21 protein-coding genes are annotated in these 16,636 nt (G+C 65.6%); 6 read left to right on the forward strand and 15 right to left on the reverse strand.

Annotation, left to right across the window (positions count from 1 at the left end; genetic code table 11):
• Window positions 1–27: 27 nt before the first annotated feature.
• Complete coding sequence (locus AAHB08_RS01735) at window positions 28–1,281, reverse strand: cyanate transporter (protein ID WP_342057913.1); 1,254 nt, start codon at window positions 1,279–1,281, stop codon at window positions 28–30.
• A complete protein-coding gene (locus AAHB08_RS01740; protein ID WP_342057914.1) occupies window positions 1,274–1,777 on the reverse strand; it encodes a nucleoside deaminase in 504 nt (167 codons plus the stop codon). Before AAHB08_RS01740 ends, AAHB08_RS01735 begins: the two co-directional genes overlap by 8 nt.
• Window positions 1,778–1,900: 123 nt before the next feature.
• Here AAHB08_RS01740 and AAHB08_RS01745 point away from each other — a divergent pair, with 123 nt between their 5' ends.
• Window positions 1,901–2,758, forward strand: a complete 858-nt coding sequence (locus AAHB08_RS01745; RefSeq protein ID WP_342058049.1) for a LysR family transcriptional regulator — start codon at window positions 1,901–1,903, stop codon at window positions 2,756–2,758.
• A 170-nt stretch (window positions 2,759–2,928) separates the two neighbouring features.
• Here the strand turns inward: AAHB08_RS01745 and AAHB08_RS01750 are convergent, their stop codons facing one another.
• From AAHB08_RS01750 to AAHB08_RS01770, 5 genes are all read right to left on the reverse strand, one after another.
• Complete coding sequence (locus AAHB08_RS01750) at window positions 2,929–3,396, reverse strand: GyrI-like domain-containing protein (protein ID WP_342057915.1); 468 nt, start codon at window positions 3,394–3,396, stop codon at window positions 2,929–2,931.
• Window positions 3,397–3,451: 55 nt separating this feature from the next.
• The gene (gene rsmS, locus AAHB08_RS01755) at window positions 3,452–3,607 is read right to left on the reverse strand and encodes a pleiotropic regulatory protein RsmS (protein ID WP_139435937.1); all 156 of its coding nucleotides are present in this window, start codon (window positions 3,605–3,607) and stop codon (window positions 3,452–3,454) included.
• An 86-nt stretch (window positions 3,608–3,693) separates the two neighbouring features.
• On the reverse strand, window positions 3,694–4,164 hold the full coding sequence (locus tag AAHB08_RS01760) for an acyl-CoA thioesterase (protein WP_342057916.1): 471 nt from the start codon (window positions 4,162–4,164) through the stop codon (window positions 3,694–3,696).
• A 14-nt stretch (window positions 4,165–4,178) separates the two neighbouring features.
• Window positions 4,179–4,481: a hypothetical protein gene (locus AAHB08_RS01765; RefSeq protein WP_236661616.1), complete on the reverse strand. Its 303-nt coding sequence runs from the start codon at window positions 4,479–4,481 to the stop codon at window positions 4,179–4,181.
• Window positions 4,478–5,326 (reverse strand): DMT family transporter, encoded by an 849-nt coding sequence (locus AAHB08_RS01770; RefSeq protein WP_342057917.1) that lies wholly within the window; start codon window positions 5,324–5,326, stop codon window positions 4,478–4,480. Before AAHB08_RS01770 ends, AAHB08_RS01765 begins: the two co-directional genes overlap by 4 nt.
• Before the next feature lie 63 nt (window positions 5,327–5,389).
• Between AAHB08_RS01770 and AAHB08_RS01775 the strand changes: the two genes are divergently transcribed.
• Both AAHB08_RS01775 and AAHB08_RS01780 read left to right on the forward strand, forming a co-directional pair.
• Complete coding sequence (locus tag AAHB08_RS01775; RefSeq protein WP_202046265.1) at window positions 5,390–6,043, forward strand: tellurite resistance TerB family protein; 654 nt, start codon at window positions 5,390–5,392, stop codon at window positions 6,041–6,043.
• Between the two features lie 177 nt (window positions 6,044–6,220).
• Complete coding sequence (locus tag AAHB08_RS01780; protein WP_342057918.1) at window positions 6,221–6,679, forward strand: GNAT family N-acetyltransferase; 459 nt, start codon at window positions 6,221–6,223, stop codon at window positions 6,677–6,679.
• Between the two features lie 76 nt (window positions 6,680–6,755).
• Here the strand turns inward: AAHB08_RS01780 and AAHB08_RS01785 are convergent, their stop codons facing one another.
• The 5 genes from AAHB08_RS01785 to AAHB08_RS01805 form a co-directional block, all read right to left on the reverse strand.
• Complete coding sequence (locus tag AAHB08_RS01785) at window positions 6,756–7,460, reverse strand: hypothetical protein (RefSeq protein ID WP_342057919.1); 705 nt, start codon at window positions 7,458–7,460, stop codon at window positions 6,756–6,758.
• Entirely contained in the window at window positions 7,445–7,972 is a 528-nt protein-coding gene (locus AAHB08_RS01790) for an RNA polymerase sigma factor (protein WP_342057920.1), read from the reverse strand. Before AAHB08_RS01790 ends, AAHB08_RS01785 begins: the two co-directional genes overlap by 16 nt.
• Window positions 7,973–7,979: 7 nt before the next feature.
• A complete protein-coding gene (locus tag AAHB08_RS01795) occupies window positions 7,980–8,399 on the reverse strand; it encodes a COG4315 family predicted lipoprotein (RefSeq protein ID WP_202046261.1) in 420 nt (139 codons plus the stop codon).
• 55 nt (window positions 8,400–8,454) lie between these two features.
• Window positions 8,455–9,261 carry a substrate-binding domain-containing protein gene (locus AAHB08_RS01800; RefSeq protein ID WP_342057921.1) on the reverse strand — a complete coding sequence of 269 codons (807 nt, stop codon included), beginning with the start codon at window positions 9,259–9,261 and terminating at the stop codon, window positions 8,455–8,457.
• Between the two features lie 120 nt (window positions 9,262–9,381).
• Window positions 9,382–10,797, reverse strand: a complete 1,416-nt coding sequence (locus AAHB08_RS01805; RefSeq protein ID WP_342057922.1) for an aminotransferase-like domain-containing protein — start codon at window positions 10,795–10,797, stop codon at window positions 9,382–9,384.
• 122 nt (window positions 10,798–10,919) lie between these two features.
• On the opposite strand from AAHB08_RS01805, the gene AAHB08_RS01810 reads away from it, so the two are divergent.
• From AAHB08_RS01810 to cydX, 3 genes are read left to right on the forward strand one after another with little or no spacing between them, the layout of a single operon-like run.
• Window positions 10,920–12,491 carry a cytochrome ubiquinol oxidase subunit I gene (locus AAHB08_RS01810; protein WP_342057923.1) on the forward strand — a complete coding sequence of 524 codons (1,572 nt, stop codon included), beginning with the start codon at window positions 10,920–10,922 and terminating at the stop codon, window positions 12,489–12,491.
• Complete coding sequence (gene cydB, locus AAHB08_RS01815) at window positions 12,491–13,618, forward strand: cytochrome d ubiquinol oxidase subunit II (RefSeq protein ID WP_342057924.1); 1,128 nt, start codon at window positions 12,491–12,493, stop codon at window positions 13,616–13,618. Before AAHB08_RS01810 ends, cydB begins: the two co-directional genes overlap by 1 nt.
• Window positions 13,619–13,642: 24 nt before the next feature.
• On the forward strand, window positions 13,643–13,756 hold the full coding sequence (gene cydX / locus AAHB08_RS01820) for a cytochrome bd-I oxidase subunit CydX (protein WP_005310033.1): 114 nt from the start codon (window positions 13,643–13,645) through the stop codon (window positions 13,754–13,756).
• Window positions 13,757–13,819: 63 nt separating this feature from the next.
• On the opposite strand, the gene AAHB08_RS01825 is transcribed toward cydX, so the two are convergent.
• From AAHB08_RS01825 to AAHB08_RS01835, 3 genes are all read right to left on the reverse strand, one after another.
• A complete protein-coding gene (locus tag AAHB08_RS01825) occupies window positions 13,820–14,992 on the reverse strand; it encodes an MFS transporter (RefSeq protein WP_342057925.1) in 1,173 nt (390 codons plus the stop codon).
• A gap of 452 nt (window positions 14,993–15,444) precedes the next feature.
• A complete protein-coding gene (gene dkgB / locus AAHB08_RS01830; RefSeq protein WP_342057926.1) occupies window positions 15,445–16,248 on the reverse strand; it encodes a 2,5-didehydrogluconate reductase DkgB in 804 nt (267 codons plus the stop codon).
• An 88-nt stretch (window positions 16,249–16,336) separates the two neighbouring features.
• Window positions 16,337–16,627: a putative quinol monooxygenase gene (locus tag AAHB08_RS01835; RefSeq protein ID WP_342057927.1), complete on the reverse strand. Its 291-nt coding sequence runs from the start codon at window positions 16,625–16,627 to the stop codon at window positions 16,337–16,339.
• Between the last annotated feature and the right edge of the window lie 9 nt (window positions 16,628–16,636).

A 16,636-nucleotide genomic window follows, 5' to 3' on the forward strand; every position in this document is an offset into this window, starting at 1 on the left:
CTTTTCAACCTGAGCAATACACCGGCCCTAGGCCGGTGTATTGCTTTGTGCCGTCCGGGGCCCTTGGGTGAGGGGCGGGACGGACTGCCCCATCACCTTGACCCCCATCGCCCGGGCGTAGTGACGCGGATCCAGGCGCAGCACCAGCAGGCTCATCAGCGCCAGCCCCCCCAGCTGCCACTGCCAGGCGCTGGCGAAGTCGCCGCTCAGGTGATGGAGGCGGGCCGCCACCCAGGGGCCGGTGGCCGCCAGGATGAAGCCGACCCCCTGCATCAGGGCACTGAGGCTACCGGCGCGCCTGGGGTCTGGCAGGTGATCCAGCGCAATCACCATGATGAGGGAGAAGCTGCCGCCAAGGCCGGCGCCGCACAGCAGGCACCAGAGGATGGGGGCGATTTGCGGGGCGAGCCAGAGGCCGCCAAAACCCGCCACCTGCATCACAATGGCCAGTCCCATCCAGGGGCGCCTGTCCTCCTTGTTCGCCGCCAGCAGCGGCAGACCCAGGCCGCTGGCGGTCTGGGCCAGGGCCAGCCAGGCCACCAGCTCGCCCCCCTGCTGGGGGCTCCACCCCAGCGCCAGGTAGGCGGGGGCCAGCCAGGCCACGACGATGCCGTAGCCGCTGTTGATGATGCCAAAGCAGACGATCAGCAGCCAGGCTCGGGGCAGCGCGATCAGCCGCTGCTCCCCTGATACGGGGGAGTGCGGCGCGGCGGTGGGCAGGCGCACCCGCCAGCCGAGCCAGACCAGGGCCAGCAGCACCGGCAGGCTCCACAGGGCCAGCGCCCGGGACCAGTCGAGGTGCAGGGCGAGGCGCGGGGTGAGCACGGCGCCGAGCGCCCCGCCCCCCATCATGCAGGCAGAGAAGATCCCCATCACCAGGGGCACCTTGCCCGCGAACGTCCCCTTGATGAGGCCGGGCAGTGTCCCCTGCACCAGGGCCGACCCCAGCCCGCACAGGGCGGCGCTGACGATAAGCAGGGTACCGCTCGCGAGATCGAGGCGAAGGGCGCTGCCCAGCATCAGCAGCAACAGGGCCGCACCGAGCAGGGGGCGCGGCCCGGCCTTGTCGAGCAGGGCCGGGGTGAGCAGGACGCCGACCCCGATCAGCAGCAGCGGCAGCAGGGTGACCCAGGCCAGCCTCTCCATGCCGAGGCCCAGCTGGGCGTCTATCTGCCCCGCCAGGGGGCCGATGGCGGTGAGGAAGGGGCGCAGGTTGATGCCAATGAGCACCACCAGCACCAGCAGGGCGCTGCTGCCGGAGGGGAGCGGGCGCTTAACCATGGGACTGGGGGCCGTAGAGGGCGGCGGCCGGAATGGGGCTCGGCAACTTGATGAGGGGCAGGGGCGGCGGGTTGAGGGGCAGTCGCAGCCTGTGGTAACTGGCGCTGCTGTCAAAGCCGAAGGGGGCTGCGTCTTCATTGTCGAAGGCGTAGTAGACGGCGCTGATGCCGTTCATCACCAGGGCGCACAGGCACATGGGGCAGGGGTGGCCGCTGGCGTAGACCACGGCGCCCGCAAGGGGGCCCTGGCGACTCCCCTCCCGCAGCGCCTCCAGCTCGGCATGGCGGGTGGGATCCCCCGCCTCCAGCATGCGGTTGACGGCGCTCGCCACCAGCTGGTTGTCTCGCACCAGGAGGGCTGCGAAGGGGCGGCCCCCCTGCTGGCGGTGGGTCAGGGCCAACTGCAGGGTCTGCTCCAGCCACCCCTGATGGCTGGGGGCGGAGACGGCACTGAGGGCGTTCACTGGGCGGGCACCGGACTGGGGAGGCTGTGACATGGGTTCATCCTGGGAGAAGAGGGGGTGACGGCAGCCTAACGGGCCCGCAAGTCATTTGGAAATTAAATGATAAAATGACTTTCAGTGATTTTATAAATGGAGAATCCCCCCATGGAGCGACCCTTGCTGGATCCCCACCTGCTGCAGAGCTTTGTCGCCATCGTCGAGACCGGCAGTTTTACCCGTGCCGGCGAGCGGATGCACCTGACCCAGTCCACCATCAGCCAGCAGATGCGCCGCCTCGAGCAGCAGCTCGGTTGTCCGCTGCTCGACCGATCCGGCCGCCAGGTGGTGACCACGGCCCAGGGGGAGACACTGCTCGGGCTGGCGCGCCGCATCCTGGGGCTGCTGGCCCGGGCAGGGGAGCGGGTGGGGGAGGCGAGCCTGCCCCTGCGTCTCGGGGTGCCTGAGGATTTTGCCGCCGGCGCCATGACCCCTGTGCTGGCGGCCTTCGCCCGGCAATACCCCGAGGTGAGGCTGGAGGTGCAAAGCGGGCTGAGTCACGAGATCTGGCAGGCGTTCGAAGGGGGAGAGCTGGATCTGGCGCTGATCAAGCAGGGGCGCGGCCAGGGAGAGCCCATCGCCCGCTGGCGCGAGCCGCTCGCCTGGGTCGACAGCCGGGAGTGGCCTGCCTGCGAGCGGGAGCCTGTTCCCCTGGTGGTGTTTCCGAGCGAAGGCCTCTATCGGCGCCAGATAACCGACGCCCTGGATGCCAGGGGCATTGCCTGGCGCATCGCCTACGTGAGTGCCAGTCTCGCCAGCCTGCAGGGGGCGGTGAGTGCGGGCATAGGGGTGAGCCTGCTGCCCGCCCGCTTGTTGCAACCGGAGCAGGTGGCGCTGACACACTGGCCCGCGGTGCGTCCGGTGGAGCTGGCCCTGCACCTGGGGGCGGGGGGCTCTGAGCCCCTCAGCCGGCTGTGCGAGGCCCTGATCGCGCTCTGCGACGAGGTGATGGGGGAGGAGACAATAGTGGCGCGCTGAGCGGGACAACACGGCGCCGAACAGTGCCGTGGTGAGACGTGCCCTGCGAAGGCCGCCCTCGTCTCGGCCCCTCAGGCGAGGACTTGCCTTGGCACCACGGCGAGCCAGAGCTCCACCTCGCCGCTGCCGCTATCCGGGTCAACTGTGAAGGCCGCCCTCGTCTCGGCCCCTCAGGCCAGGGCTTGTCTGGGCACCACGGCGAGCCAGAGTTCCACCTCGCCGCTGCCGCTATTTGGGTCAAAGGCGTCGCCGTAGCGCTCAAAGTCAGGCCTGTGGGCAGAGTCGTAATCGGATTGTGCGAGCCACGCCAGCGCCTGCTGCCAGGTGTGCGGCAGGGCATCCACATGGCCCAGATGGCGAAAGACCGCATAGGTCTGGGGGCTGATGCGCATCCGGCCCAGGGTCGGAGGCAGCACTTCCAGAGCGCTCACTTCAACTGCGCACATATATTCGCAGCCGCTCTCGTCGGCGCCGCAGATGACGCCGTAGGCGTGCTCCCCCAGCTGACCCGGCAGGGGGCCAAGGGCGCTGAAGTCACGCCACTGGCCACCGAAGTCGCCGTGCTGGAAGCTGTGATGGCGACGCAGGCCGCCAAGCAGCATGGCCTTGCCGGTTTCGAAGCGAACGGGGTCTGACATGGTGCCTCCCGGGTTGTAGGAGAAGGGTCGAAGGGAAAGGGGTGAGGTGAGCGCGTCAGTGCGCCCGGCCTTCCTCGAGCTTGCGCTCATAGTCCTGACGGACGATGGCGAGCGCCGCCAGGGCGAGCTCCGGGGCAATCTGGTTGGTTTCCAGCAGTTCTATCAGATCCACCGCGAGTTTGACCTCGGGCGGTGCAGTTTCCAGTGACATCTTGGTTTCTCGTGGGGCAGCGGGTGCGCCATTATAGCGCCCCGGGCGGTGAAGACACGCCCCGGCTGCCCGGGGGTTGACGGGTTTCACATGTGCTGGCGCATCTCCTTGTCGAGCTCCTCGCGCAGGGTCATCAGCTTCCTGGCGTACTGCTGCAACTGCAGATCCTGCTCGCTCACCGGCTGCCACTGGGGCACAGGGCTCGGCTTGCCGTACTCGTCCATGGCCACGAAGATGATGATGCAGTGGGTGGTCTTGTGGCGCGCAGGGTCAGTGGGGTGGCGGCTGTAGACGTCCACCGCCAGGTGCATGCTGGTGGTGCCGGTGTGGATCACCTTGGCGTGCACCTCCACCAGCTGGCCTATCTGGATGGGGCGCAGGAAACGGATGCCCCCCACATAGACGGTGACGGCATAGCCGCCACACCAGCCAGCGGCGCAGGCGTAGCCGGCCTGATCGATCCACTTCATCACCATGCCGCCATGGACCTTGCCTCCGAAGTTGACGTCGGCGGGTTCGGCGAGAAATTGCAGGGTCAGTTCGCGGGGTGGGATCATGCTCTCTCCTCGGCTTATTGCCGGTAACTCTTGCGATAGGTCTCGGCCTGCTGGCAGGCGGGCACCTTGGAAAAATCGGGGCGCTTGTTGCCCTCGCGCTGGCCGAAGCTGGCGTACTCCTGCTGGCAGCGGGTCGTTTTGCCCCCCTCCTTGATGCAGGCGTCGATGCGCTGCTGTCGACCCTGCACGATCAGCAGTTGCTGGGCGTTGGCACAGGCCCGATCCAGCCCGGCTTGATGGGTTTCCCGATCCTGTTCTATGGCGAGCAGGCCGCTCGACAGGCTGCTGGCGAGCAACAGTATGACCATCTTCATCATGCTTTGTCTCCTTGTGGGGGGCGTCCTGTTATGACCAGGGCTATGCCCCCCAGAATGCCCAGAGATGACAATAACAATCGCAGCGACCAGGACTCATCCAACCAGATGATCCCGGCCAGCGCCGCGAGCAGGGGCACCAGCAGCTGGACGCTGGCGGCCAGGGTGCGTCCCAGCTGGGGCAGCACCAGATACCAGAGCGCATACCCAAGGCCGGAGGCGAGGGCCCCCGAGGCCAGGGCGTAGCCAATGGCCGCCGGGCTGGCCTCAAGCTGGCCAAGCAGCAGGTAGAGCAGTGCCGCCGGCAGGCTGGCCCGCAGGAAGTGACCGGCATTGGCGGCGATGGGATCGGCAAAGCGTGAGGCCCGCAGGGTATAGCTGGCCCAGGCGATGCCGGCGCCTATCATCAGGGCCGCCCCCAGGGGATCCGGCGCCCGGATGCCGGGCAGCAACAGCAATACCAGCCCTGCCATGGCGAGCAGCAGACCAGCCCACTGGCGCAGTGGCAGGGACTCTCCGCGCAGCAGGGGCGGTGCCAGCATGCTGAGCTGGACGGCGGCAAACAGCAGCAGGGCACCGGTGCCTGCGGTCAGGGTGAGATAGGCGAACGAGAAGGCGGCGCCATAGGCGATGAGGGCGAGGGCACCCCCCCAGTCTCCCTGGCGCGGCGACTGGTGGCGAACCCGGCACAGCAGGATAAGCATCAGGGCGCCGCTGGTCAGCCGCAGCAGGGTAAACAGGGCCGGATCCATCCGCTCTTCGAACAGGGCGAGGCGGCAGAGTACCGAATTGGCAGCGAACGCAGTGAGCGTCAGCAGGGTCAGTAGCAACAGGCGGGGTAGTGGCATCCATTCACCTTGAGTTCAGCGGCAGCGGCCCAGCATGGCATCTCATGCAAATGAGGAGGCCCCATGAAACAGATGCTGGAGCAATTGATGGGAGCTGGCAAGGGCTGGCTCAACGATGGCGGCGACACGCGCAAGGCCCAGATGAAGGGCATGGCCCAGGGGGGGCTGGCTGCCGGGGCCATGGCGCTGCTGCTTGGCAACAAGAAGATGCGCAAGTACGGCACCAAGGTGGCGGCGGTGGGCGGGGCGGCGGCCCTCGGCGGGCTGGCCTACAAGCTCTATCAGGACTGGCAGCAGAACCAGAGTGCGCCTGCGGCCGGCACACCCCATCCCCTCAACGAGCTGGCGGGCGCCGAACTGGATGCCCGCGCCAGCCTGCTGGTGCGCGCCATGGTGGCGGCGGCCCGGGCCGACGGCCACATCGACGCCGCCGAGCGCCAGAAGATCCAGGAGTACCTGACCGAGCAGGGCCAACCCGATGCCGCCCGCTGGATTGACGCCGAGCTGGCCCGTCCGCTGGATCCGCAAGCCCTGGCCCGGGAAGTGACCGACATGGAGCAGGCTACCGAGGTCTATCTCGCCTCCCTGCTCGCCGTCGAGGTGGATCACTTCATGGAGCGCGGCTATCTCGACGAGCTGGCCCGTGCCCTGAAACTCGATGACAACCTGAAAGCCAGCATAGAGCGCCAGGTGGCCCAGCTGGGCGCGCCGGGCTAAGACTCGTACCCCTTTGACAACAAGGCCCCGTGAAGGGGCCTTGTTGTTGGCGTCCACCAAATAAAAAGGCTTCAAATGGATTTTATTTTCGCTTTGGCTGTCGTTATGATTGACCGCTGGCCCAGCTGTTGGGGCGGTTTTTTTGACATCTGAAGTGTGACATGCAGGGAGCATCCATTGAACATACGCAAGGCAGTTGAACAGGACATTGACGCCATTCTCGAGTTGAATCGGCAAATTGGATTGATCCATTTTGAGCAGGCCCCCGAGGTGTTTTGCCCGCCCTCACCCCAGGAGCGGGAGTTTTTGCTGGCGGCCATAGGTTGTGAGGAGCGGCTGTTCTGCGTGGCGGTGGATAACGAGCGGGTGCTGGGCTTTCTGACGGCCAGGATCGAGATCAATGAGGCCATCCCCTTCCTCTCCAAGCTCCCCATCTGCCGTATCGGCTCCGTGGTCGTCGATGAGGATCATCGCTCCCGCGGCATCGGCAAGGCGTTGATGGCTCACTGCGATGGCTGGGCCAAGGCCCACGATGCAAGCCAGATCCGTCTGGAGGTGATGTCATTCAATGACAGGGCCAAGTCTCTTTACGAATCCCTCGGTTTCACCAGACAGTCCGAAATTTATGCCCGATAAGCGGGCCCTCTCTCGATGAACAAGGCCCCATCACGGGGCCTTGTTGTTGCTGTTGTTGAAAGTGCAGCGCTCGTGTTTAGCTCTCCGCCGGCCAGGGGCCGAGCTCAATGCAGTGGCCGCGATAGAGCGGGCGTTCGCTGCCCTTCGCCATCACCAGCAGTTCGCTGCTCTGCTTGAGCTGCTGCCATTCGGCCCCGCTCATCAGGCGGCCCGCCATGACCTCCCCGAGGGGGGCGAGGGGCACCAGCTTGGCGGACTCTTTGTCACGCATCCAGAGCATGGCGTCGGCGGGCAGGCGCAGCGGGTTCGCCAGATTCTGTTGCAAGCGGATGCTCGACTGGCCCGGCCGCTTGCCCTGATAGGCCACCAGCACGAAGGGGGCCTCCTCGCCTGCGGAGGACATCGTGGCCAGGTAGCGCACCGGCTGGATGGGCGCGGAGGGCCCGGGCAGCAGCGGCTGCAGCCATAGGCCGAGCAGCAGGGAGGCTGCCATGGCGAGCGGCCACCACAGGCGGTTGGGCCCGGGCCTCGGGGAGATCCCCTGTGCTATCCCGTGCCAGATCTGGCGGGGCAGGGGGGGGGCGGGTTGGGGCTGGCGCAGCAGGGGATCCAGATGTTGTTGCCACTGTTCAATCCACTGCCACCAGTCGGGGTCGCGGGCCATCAGGCGGCTCATCCTGGCCTGTACCCGCGGGCTCAGGGTACCCAGCACATACTCGCCGGCGAGCCGCTCGCGCAGGGCGGGGTCTCGATAGCGTTTGGGGGTCATTGAGTCAGGCATAGCTTGAGCTCCTCCAGTCCGCGCCGGATCCAGGACTTGACCGTGCCGAGCGGGGTCTGGGTGTGGGTGACGATTTCCTGGTGGCTCAGGCCGTGGCGATAGGCGAGCACTATGGCGTTGCGCTTGTCGGCACAGAGCCGCCCGAGGCAGTGCTCGAGGGAGAAAGAGGGGGCCAGCCCCTCTGTCTCCCGGCCGGGCGTCTCCTCCCAGGACTCATCCAGTCGGGTCTCCCCATGGCGTTTCTTCGCCCTCAGGGCGTCGATGGCCAGATGGCGCATGCACTGGCAGAGCCAGGCCCAGGGGTAGTCGACGGGATAGGCGCTCTGGCCGTGCCAGATCTTCAAAAAGCCCTCCTGCAGGATGTCTGCGGCCCACTGCTTGTCCTTGAGCAGGGCGTGGAGCATGGCATACAGAGGCTGGCCCGTCAGCCGGTAGAGGGCTTCAAATGCCTGCTTGTCCCTCTGCCGGCTGCGGGCGAGCAGGTGGGCAAGTTGCTGGTTGTCGATATTCACTCAGACCTCATAGTTGGACGCGGTGCCAGACATTCTTCACGCCATCCCCGCTGCTCTGGCCGGGCTGCTCATCCTTGATCCAGCGATAGAGCGGTTGGCCACGGTAGCTCCACTGATAGTTGCCATCGTCGCGCAGGATCAGGCTGATGCCGACGTCGGCCGCGCTGCCGACGCCGGCCTTGGCCTGCTCCGCGCTGGCCAAGGCCGGCGGCCACTTCTCGGCGCACTCAGCATAACAGGTTGATTTTCCTTGGGCATCCTTGTCGAAGCGGTAGAGGCTGAAGCCCTTGGCATCGACCAGATAGGCCTTGCCGTTCTCGGTCATCCGGGCGATGGGCAGCTGTTCGGCCCCGCTCAGGGGCTGGGTGTCCAGGGCCCAGGCCGAGGCGAGGGGCAGGCAGGCGAGGGTGATGAGGAACTTGTTCATGGCGTTCTCCTTGGGTCTGTTGGCGATGGTTTGTTTGGTTATGAGAGGTCAGGGGTTAACGGGTCCAACCATCCTGGGCGAAGAAGGGCTCACCTTGGGGGCTGTCGATGAAATCGATAAAGCGCTGGGTGCTGGCATCCGCGCCCTGCGCCTTGGTGATCAGCAGGCCGCGATAGATGCGACGCTCCGGCTCGATCTCGACGAAGTCGGCCTTGTCTTTATGGTTCAGGGGCCAGTGCACCCAGGTGATCCAGGCATCGGCCCGCTGGCCGGTGAAGGCCCGGAAACTGGCGCCGCTGCCCTGCTCGAAGGCGACGATGTTGCGCCTGAGCTTCTGCACATCGGCCAGCTTGCCCCTGCGCCCGGCCACGTCTTCCCAGAGTCCGGTGCCCGAGGTGTTGTAGCTGCCGAGTCCCTCGGTCACCACCACCTTGAGGGGGCGATTGATGAGATCCTCCATGCCGCGGATCCCGGCCGGGTTGCCCTTCTGCACCGCGATGACGCTGCGGCGCAGGTAGTAGGCGTGGGCGCTCTTCCTGTCGAGGAAGGGGTAGCTCTGCAGGTAGGCGGACATGGATTGCTCGGCCCCGGCGAAGATGAGATCGGCATCCTTGACGGCCCTGTCACGCCAGCTATGTTCGGGGCCGGCGGTGACCTCGACCGGGATCCCGGTCTCCTGCTGGAAGACTGTAGCCGCCCGTTTCAGGGCGGTGTCCGGGCCACCGGGGCCATAGAGGCGGATCACGCCATCACCGGCCTGATGGACAGGGTCGGTCTGGGCAGACTGGGAGAGGGGGGCCGCCTGCAGCGGCTGGTTGAGGGCCGAGCAGAGCAGGGCGAGCCAGAGGGGTTGGGATTTCATCGTCTCTCCTTGATTGAGGTTCAAGCAAGAGACGAAGGAGGGAGGCGATTGGATGCAGCTTAGGAAAAATTAATTTATCAATAAAGCCGAACCCGCCTCAGGCGCAGCTATCGATAAAGGCTAGGAGCCTCCCAATTGCTGGTGGACCAGGGCCGCCAGCCGGGTGAGGGCGGCCTCCAGCGCCGGGCTCCAGGGATGGGCGCTGTTGAGGCGCAGGCAGTGGTTGTGCTGGCCCTGGCTCGAGAACAGGGCGCCGGGGGCCAACGAGAAGCCGCTGGCCAGCGCCTGGGCATAGAGGGCCCGGCTGTCGAGGCGCGCGTCGAATGTCAGCCAGAGGAAGTAGCCGCCGTCCGGGGTCGAGATATGCACCTCGTCCTGGAAGAGCCGCAGCAGGGCCGCCCGCATCTGCTGTTGGCGCTGGGCCAGGGTGTGGCGCAGGCGGCGAAAGTGGGCATCCACCCCGCCCTGGCGCAGCATGTCGGCGAGCGCCAGCTGGCTCGGCACATTGGTGGAGAGCGTCGACATCAGTTGCAGCCGCTGGATGCGCTCGGCATGGGATCCGGCCACCACCCAGCCGACCCGAAAGCCCGGCGCCAGGCACTTGGTCCAGGAGCCGCACAGCAGGCTGTCGCCCCGGGCGTCCCAGCGCTTGATGGGGCTGGGGCGCTCGCGGCCAAAATAGAGCTCGGCGTAGACGTCATCCTCCACCAGGGGCACCTCATGGGCGTTGAGCAACTGCATCAGTGCCTGCTTGTGGCCATCCGGCATGGTGTGACCGAGCGGATGCTGCACGTTGCCCATCAGCCAGCACGCCTTGATGGGGCGCTGGGCGAGGGCCTCGGTGAGCAGGGCGAGATCGATGCCCACCCCGGGGATCACGGGGATCTCCACCACGTTGAGCTTGAGCCGCTCTATGGCCTGCAGGGCGCCGTAGAAGGTGGGGGACTCCACCACCACCCAGTCCCCGGGCTCGGTCAGCACCTGCAGGCTTAAGGAGAGCGCCTCCATGGCGCCGGTGGTGATGATGATCTCCTGGGGATCCACCGCCAGGCCGTCGCTGGCGTAACGCTGGGCGATGGCGCGGCGCAGCGCCTCGTTGCCGGGAGGCAGATCTGCCACCGTGCTGAAGGGGTCGAGGCGGCGCATGCAGCTCGCCAGGGCCCGGCCGAGCTGGGGGTGGGGGAAGAGGGCGGGATCCGCCACCGCGAGCCCCAGCGGCACCAGCTCCCGGGACTTGCTCGCCTGCAACACCTCGAACACCATATCGTTGATGTCCACCGAGCCGCTGTAGCGGGCCTGCTGGGCCGTGCCGGCGGGCAGCGGCGAGGTGGCGGCCTTGACGTAGTAGCCGGACTGGGGCCGCGCCAGGATGAGGCCCCGGCTCTCGAGCAGCTGATAGGCCTGCAGCACCGTCATGGGGCTCAAATGATGGGTCTTGCAGCTCTGGCGGATGGAGGGGATGCGCTCCCCCGGCTGCCAGAGGCCGCTCTCTATCTGCTGCTGCAACAAGGCAGCCAGCTGACCGTAACGGGACATGGGGGTGGCCTAAACTGTTATAGGTGGATTTCACTATAACTGCATCTGTTATAGGTGTCATGGCACATGTTGTACTTAACGGGCGAAAACCTGCCTGTTAAATGCAACATAGAGAGTCATGCATGATAAGCCTGGATGATGTGGTCAGCCTCTCCCGAATACAGTTCGGCGCGACGGCGATGTTCCACTTTCTGTTTGTACCCCTCACCCTGGGGCTGTCCTGGATCCTGGTGATCGCCGAGTCCGCCTACGTGATGACCGGCAAGGTGATCTACAAGGACATCACCCGCTTCTGGGGCAAGCTGTTCGGTATCAACTTCGTCATGGGGGTCACTACCGGCATCACCCTGGAGTTCCAGTTCGGTACCAACTGGGCCTACTACTCCCACTATGTCGGCGACATCTTCGGCACCCCGCTGGCGGTGGAGGGGCTGATGGCCTTCTTCCTGGAATCCACCCTGGTGGGCCTCTTCTTCTTCGGCTGGGACAAGCTCTCCCGGGGTCAGCACCTGCTGGTGACCATGCTGGTGGCGCTTGGCTCCAACCTCTCCGCGCTCTGGATCCTCATCGCCAACGGCTGGATGCAGAACCCGGTGGGGGCCGAGTTCAACCCCATGACGATGCGCATGGAGCTGGTGGACGTGGCGGCGGTGATCTTCAACCCGGTGGCCCAGGTCAAGTTCGTCCACACGGTGGCGGCGGGCTATGTGGCCGCCTCCCTGTTCGTGATGGGGGTGAGCAGCTGGTATCTGCTGCGTCGCATGGAGGTGCGCTTCGCCCTGCGATCCTTCGCCATCGCCTCGGGCTTTGGTCTGGCGGCCATCCTCTCGGTCATCGTGCTGGGGGACGAGTCGGGCTATCGCACCGGCGAGGTGCAGAAGGTCAAGCTCGCCGCCATCGAGGCGGAGTGGCACACAGAGCCGGCGCCCGCCTCCTTCACCCTGTTCGGCCTGCCGGATCAGCGCGCCGAGACCACTCACGCTGCGGTCAAGATACCCTATCTGATGGGCATCATCGCCACCCGCTCCCTGGATGAGCAGGTGACGGGTTTGAAAGATCTGAAGGCGCAGCATGAGGTGCGCATTCGCAGCGGCATGCTTGCCCACGACGCCCTGGAGGCGCTGCGCTCAGACGGTAGCAATGCCGAGGCCCGCGCCACCTTCGAGCGCCACCGCGCGGATCTCGGCTACGGCCTGCTGCTGACCCCCTACGCCGCCGATATCGGCAAGGCGGACGAGGCGGCCATCGCCAAGGCGGTCGACGACTCCATCCCCCAGGTGGCGCCGCTTTTTTGGAGCTTCCGGCTGATGGTAGGCATAGGTGTGGTGCTGCTCGGGCTCTTTGGTGCCGCCTTCCTGCAGCTGTGCCGGGGCAAGCTGGTGCAATCCCCCCGTCTGCTCAAGGCGCTGTTCTGGTCTATTCCGCTGCCCTGGATTGCCATCGAGGCGGGCTGGTTCGTGGCGGAGTTCGGCCGCCAGCCCTGGACCATCAGCGACGTGCTGCCGGTGTCGGCCTCCGTCTCCTTGCTGCAACCTGGGCAACTCTGGTTCAGCCTGATCGCCATCTTCCTCATCTACAGCACGCTGCTGGTGGTGGAGCTGTTCTTGTTGCGTCACGTGATCCGCAAAGGGCCCGCCAGCCTGCAGACGGGTCGTTATCAAGGTGAAGTGTTGAAAAACGGGAGTCCCGTCTGATGGATTACGAAACCCTGAAACTCATCTGGTGGGGGCTGGTACTGTTCCTGCTCATCGGCTTCGTGGTGATGGATGGCTTCGATCTCGGGGTCGGCATGCTGCTCCCCGTGGTGGCCAAAACCGATGAGGAGCGGCGGGTGCTGCTCAACAGTGTGGGCCCGGTGTGGGAGGGCAACCAGGTGTGGCTCATCGCCGGTGCCGGCACCCTGTTCGCCGCCTGGCCCCTGGTCTATGCCGCCTCCTTCTCGGCGCTCTACGTGCCCTTCATGTTCCTGCTGTTCGGCCTCTTCCTGCGCCCGGTGGGGTTTGACTATCGCAGCAAGCTGCCGGACCCCCTGTGGCGCCGCTGGTGGGACAGGGCCCTGGTGATGGGGGCCCTGCTGCCGACCCTGGTGTTTGGCGCGACCCTGGGCTTCTTGTTGCAGGGGCTGCCGTTTCGCTTCGACTCGGCCCTTCGCATCCACTACGGCGCCTTCGATTTCAACTGGCCGCTGCTGTTGACCTGCATGGGCACGGCGCTGGCCCTGCTGATGCTCCATGGCTGCAGCTTCCTGCAGTGCAAGACCCAAGGGGTGATAGCAGCGCGCTGCGCCCGCCAGAGCCGCTGGCTTGGCCCCCTAGCAAGCGCCCTGTTTGCCTTAGGCGGCTTCTGGCTCAGCCAGATGCGCGGTTACCGGATAGCGGAGATAGGGGATCTCAACAGCGCCCTGACCCCCCTGATGAAGCAGGTGACGACGGCGCCGGATGGCTGGTTTGGCAACTTCGTGGCGCACCCCGTGCTCTGGGCAGTGCCGGCCCTGGGCCTCGCGCTGCCGCTCTTGAGCACGCTGGCCAGCCAGCTGGGTCGGGCGCGGCTCGCCATCCTCGCCAGTGGCGGTGCCTGCGCCGCCATGATGCTGACCGTGGCCATCGCGCTCTTCCCCTTCGTGCTGCCCTCCTCCCTGGATCCGTCGAGCAGCCTGACCCTGTGGGACGGCACCTCCAGCGAGCGGACGCTGCTTATCATGCTGGGCATAGTCGCCGTGCTGATGCCCATCAACATCGGCTATACGCTCTGGGTCTACTGGGTGGCGCGGGGCAAGATGAGTACCGAGCAGGTGCGCCAGCAGGGCCATAGCCTTTACTGACACGGGAATTGAGGAGTCTTCGATATGTGGTATTTCACCTGGATTTTGGGGCTGGGGTTTGCGCTGCTGTGCGGCCTGGTCAATCTGCTCTGGCTGGAGGCGCGCTGGGCCGCCGACGAGGATCTCAAGGAGTCTTGAGCCGCGCCATCTTGCCAATGAAAGAGGCCGACACAGGGTGTCGGCCTCTTTGTCTGTGGGAGGTTAAACCGCCAGCGCCAACTTGGCCTCGCGCTTCTCGCTGACGTGGGTGAGGCCATAGGCCAGCAGCACGATGAGGGCCCCGATCCAGGGGGTGTGCATCAGACCCAGGTGATCCACCACGAAACCACCCACCACGGATCCCAGCGCGATGCCGACGTTGAAGGCGGCGATGTTGAGGCCGGAGGCCACATCCACGGCATTGGGGGTGTGGCGTTCGGCCTGTTTCACCACCAGCACCTGCAGCCCCGGCACGTTGCCGAACGCGAAGGCACCCCACACCAGTACGGTGAGCACCGCCAGCACCGGATGGGGCGCGGTGAAGGTGAGCATCAGCAGGATGAGCGCCAGACCGCCAAACATCAGCTTCAAGGCGGGCAGCGGGCCCATCTTGTCCGCGAGCTTGCCGCCCCAGATATTGCCGACCGCCACCGACACCCCGTACACCAGCAGGATCAGGCTCACCGCATTGGCACCAAAACCGCTCACCTGCTGCAAGATGGGGGCGAGGAAGGTAAAGGCGGTGAAGGCGCCGCCGTAACCCAGGGCCGTCTTGGCATAGACCATCAGCAGGGGCTTGTGGGTCAGCACAGAAAGCTGCTCACGAATACTGGAGGCCGCGCCTTTTGGCAGGTTGCCGGGGATGAGCAGCAGGCTGCCTGCCATGGCGATGACCCCGAGTGCGCTCACCACCAGGAAGGTCTCGCGCCAGCCGAACTGCTGACCAATCCAGGTGCCGAGCGGCACGCCGGTCACCAGGGCGACCGTGAGGCCGCTGAACATGATGGCGATGGCGCTCGCCGCCTTCTCCTTGGCCACCAGCCCCGTGGCGATGGTGCTGCCCACCGAGAAGAAGACCCCGTGGGCCAGGCCGGTGAGGATGCGGGCGACGATCAGGCTCTCGTAGCCCGGTGCCTGCCAGGCCAGCAGGTTGCCAGCGGTGAAGAGCGCCATCAGGCCCACCAGCAGCCACTTGCGCGGCAGCTTGCCGGTGAGCGCCGTCAGCACAGGGGCGCCTATGGCCACCCCCAGGGCATAGAGGCTGACCAGCAGGCCCGCCGAGGGGAGCGAGACATTGAGCTGCTCGGCTATGGTGGGGATCAGCCCCACGATCACAAACTCGGTGGTGCCGATCGCAAAGGCACTCAGGGTGAGGGCAAATAACGCCAGTGGCATACAAACTCCTTGGATAGTGGCTCCCGACGGGAGAATGGCGCCAGTATGCCGATGAGCTTTGTTGGCAAAAATGACGGCAACATCAAATTACTTTTGCCAAATAAGCAGCAATGGTGCCGTGGAAGGAGGAGTGGCTGAGGCAGCAAGAGCGGCTATGCAGAGTTAGCGGAAGACAGAGACAAGGCGCGTAGCAGCAACGCGTACAGAGCGGGCCGGGAACACAGAGGCAAGGGATAAAAGGGCAAGGGAAGGCTCTGGGGGAGCAGCACTGGGGGCAGTATGGCCGCCCAGGGCTGGATGGCGTCCAGCGCCAGATGCCTGGTGATGGTGGGGGAGGGGAGGACGAGAAAAAGCGGGAGGCAGAGTGCCTCCCGCTTGGGGTCACAGACAGATCCCGGACTGCGGTTTGCTCCCTTCTCCCCTGGCGGGAGAAGGGCTGGGGATGAGGGGGATCAATCCCAATCCGGTGCGAAGTCCGGGTTGGCGCAGCGCTCGCCTCGATCCAGGGTGGCAATCTGTGCCATCTCCTCGGGGCTGAGTTTGACCTTCAGCGCAGCCAGGTTGGCGGCGAGGTTCTCCCGTTTGGTGGAGCTCGGGATCACCGTCATGCCCTGGGCCAGCAGCCAGGCGAGCGACACCTGGGCCGCCGAGACGCCGTGGCGCTTGCCGATCTCCATCAGGAGCGGTTCGCTCAGTACCTTGCCATAGGCCAGCGGCATATAGGCGGTGATGGCGATGCCGTGCTCCTGGCAGAACGCCACCACCTTGCGGTTTTGCAGCAGGGGGTGGATCTCCACTTGCTGGTGGGCGATGGCGCCCGGCCCCAGGATCTCGATGGCCTGTTTGAGCTGGGCCACGGTGAAGTTGGAAACCCCTATCTCCCGGGTCAGGCCCCGGGCCTTGGCCTCGGCGAGCTGCTCCAGATAGACCGCCATCGGCACCTCATCCTGGGGGGAGGGCCAGTGAATGAGCGCCAGATCCAGATAGTCGGTGCGCAGTTTCTCCAGGCTCAGCTCCAGGCTCGGGATCACCTTGCCCGGGCCGAACTCGCTGATCCACACCTTGGTGGTCAGGTAGATATCCTGGCGGGGCACGCCGCTTTCGCTCATCAGTTGGCCCACTTCGGCCTCGTTGTCATAGATCTGGGCGGTATCGATATGGCGATAGCCGAGATCCAGACCCTGCAGCAGGGAGTCGCGCAGGGGCTGATCCTTCAGGCGAAAGGTTCCAAGACCCAGGTTGGGCATCTTCATCATCATATTCCTCAAGTTATTGTTTCTACGCTCAATATTGTGTCGGCCCGTCCCCGCATCCAGGGCGGGCAGGGGCAGGCCGCCGCTGGATTCAGGCTAGTTGATAGCGGCGAACGCTGGTGCTGGCAAACCAGCCCCGGGTGCTGGCCACGAAGGCGAGAAAATGGGGCTGCTGCTGGTGGGCGCTGAGGGCGGCCTCGTTCTCCCACGCCTCGTGGATCATCCAGCCGTGGGGGCTCTCCAGGCTCTGGTGCAGCCGGTAGCAGAGGCACCCGGGCTCTTGCTGGGTAGCCGCTATCAAGGGGCTCAAGGCGGCGCGACACTCGGCGGCAAATTCAGGCTTGGCCTCAAGCTCGGCAATCACTGTGATGGGGGATGACATCTGCACCTC

The organism is Aeromonas sp. OTU364 (assembly GCF_038440395.1).
Classification (GTDB): Bacteria; Pseudomonadota; Gammaproteobacteria; order Enterobacterales; family Aeromonadaceae; genus Aeromonas.

Excerpts from the sequence above, each read along its gene's own strand:
- AAHB08_RS01750 (WP_342057915.1), bottom strand. The coding sequence starts at position 3,396 with ATGTCAGACCCCGTTCGCTTCGAAACCGGCAAGGCCATGCTGCTTGGC.
- dkgB (WP_342057926.1), bottom strand. The coding sequence starts at position 16,248 with ATGATGAAGATGCCCAACCTGGGTCTTGGAACCTTTCGCCTGAAGGAT.
- AAHB08_RS01735 (WP_342057913.1), bottom strand. The coding sequence starts at position 1,281 with ATGGTTAAGCGCCCGCTCCCCTCCGGCAGCAGCGCCCTGCTGGTGCTG.
- AAHB08_RS01785 (WP_342057919.1), bottom strand. The coding sequence starts at position 7,460 with ATGCCTGACTCAATGACCCCCAAACGCTATCGAGACCCCGCCCTGCGC.
- AAHB08_RS01805 (WP_342057922.1), bottom strand. The coding sequence starts at position 10,797 with ATGTCCCGTTACGGTCAGCTGGCTGCCTTGTTGCAGCAGCAGATAGAG.
- cydB (WP_342057924.1), top strand. The coding sequence starts at position 12,491 with ATGGATTACGAAACCCTGAAACTCATCTGGTGGGGGCTGGTACTGTTC.
- AAHB08_RS01765 (WP_236661616.1), bottom strand. The coding sequence starts at position 4,481 with ATGATGAAGATGGTCATACTGTTGCTCGCCAGCAGCCTGTCGAGCGGC.
- rsmS (WP_139435937.1), bottom strand. The coding sequence starts at position 3,607 with ATGTCACTGGAAACTGCACCGCCCGAGGTCAAACTCGCGGTGGATCTG.
- AAHB08_RS01740 (WP_342057914.1), bottom strand. The coding sequence starts at position 1,777 with ATGTCACAGCCTCCCCAGTCCGGTGCCCGCCCAGTGAACGCCCTCAGT.
- AAHB08_RS01835 (WP_342057927.1), bottom strand. The coding sequence starts at position 16,627 with ATGTCATCCCCCATCACAGTGATTGCCGAGCTTGAGGCCAAGCCTGAA.
- AAHB08_RS01800 (WP_342057921.1), bottom strand. The coding sequence starts at position 9,261 with ATGAAATCCCAACCCCTCTGGCTCGCCCTGCTCTGCTCGGCCCTCAAC.
- AAHB08_RS01775 (WP_202046265.1), top strand. The coding sequence starts at position 5,390 with ATGAAACAGATGCTGGAGCAATTGATGGGAGCTGGCAAGGGCTGGCTC.
- cydX (WP_005310033.1), top strand. The coding sequence starts at position 13,643 with ATGTGGTATTTCACCTGGATTTTGGGGCTGGGGTTTGCGCTGCTGTGC.
- AAHB08_RS01795 (WP_202046261.1), bottom strand. The coding sequence starts at position 8,399 with ATGAACAAGTTCCTCATCACCCTCGCCTGCCTGCCCCTCGCCTCGGCC.
- AAHB08_RS01810 (WP_342057923.1), top strand. The coding sequence starts at position 10,920 with ATGATAAGCCTGGATGATGTGGTCAGCCTCTCCCGAATACAGTTCGGC.
- AAHB08_RS01760 (WP_342057916.1), bottom strand. The coding sequence starts at position 4,164 with ATGATCCCACCCCGCGAACTGACCCTGCAATTTCTCGCCGAACCCGCC.
- AAHB08_RS01825 (WP_342057925.1), bottom strand. The coding sequence starts at position 14,992 with ATGCCACTGGCGTTATTTGCCCTCACCCTGAGTGCCTTTGCGATCGGC.
- AAHB08_RS01770 (WP_342057917.1), bottom strand. The coding sequence starts at position 5,326 with ATGCCACTACCCCGCCTGTTGCTACTGACCCTGCTGACGCTCACTGCG.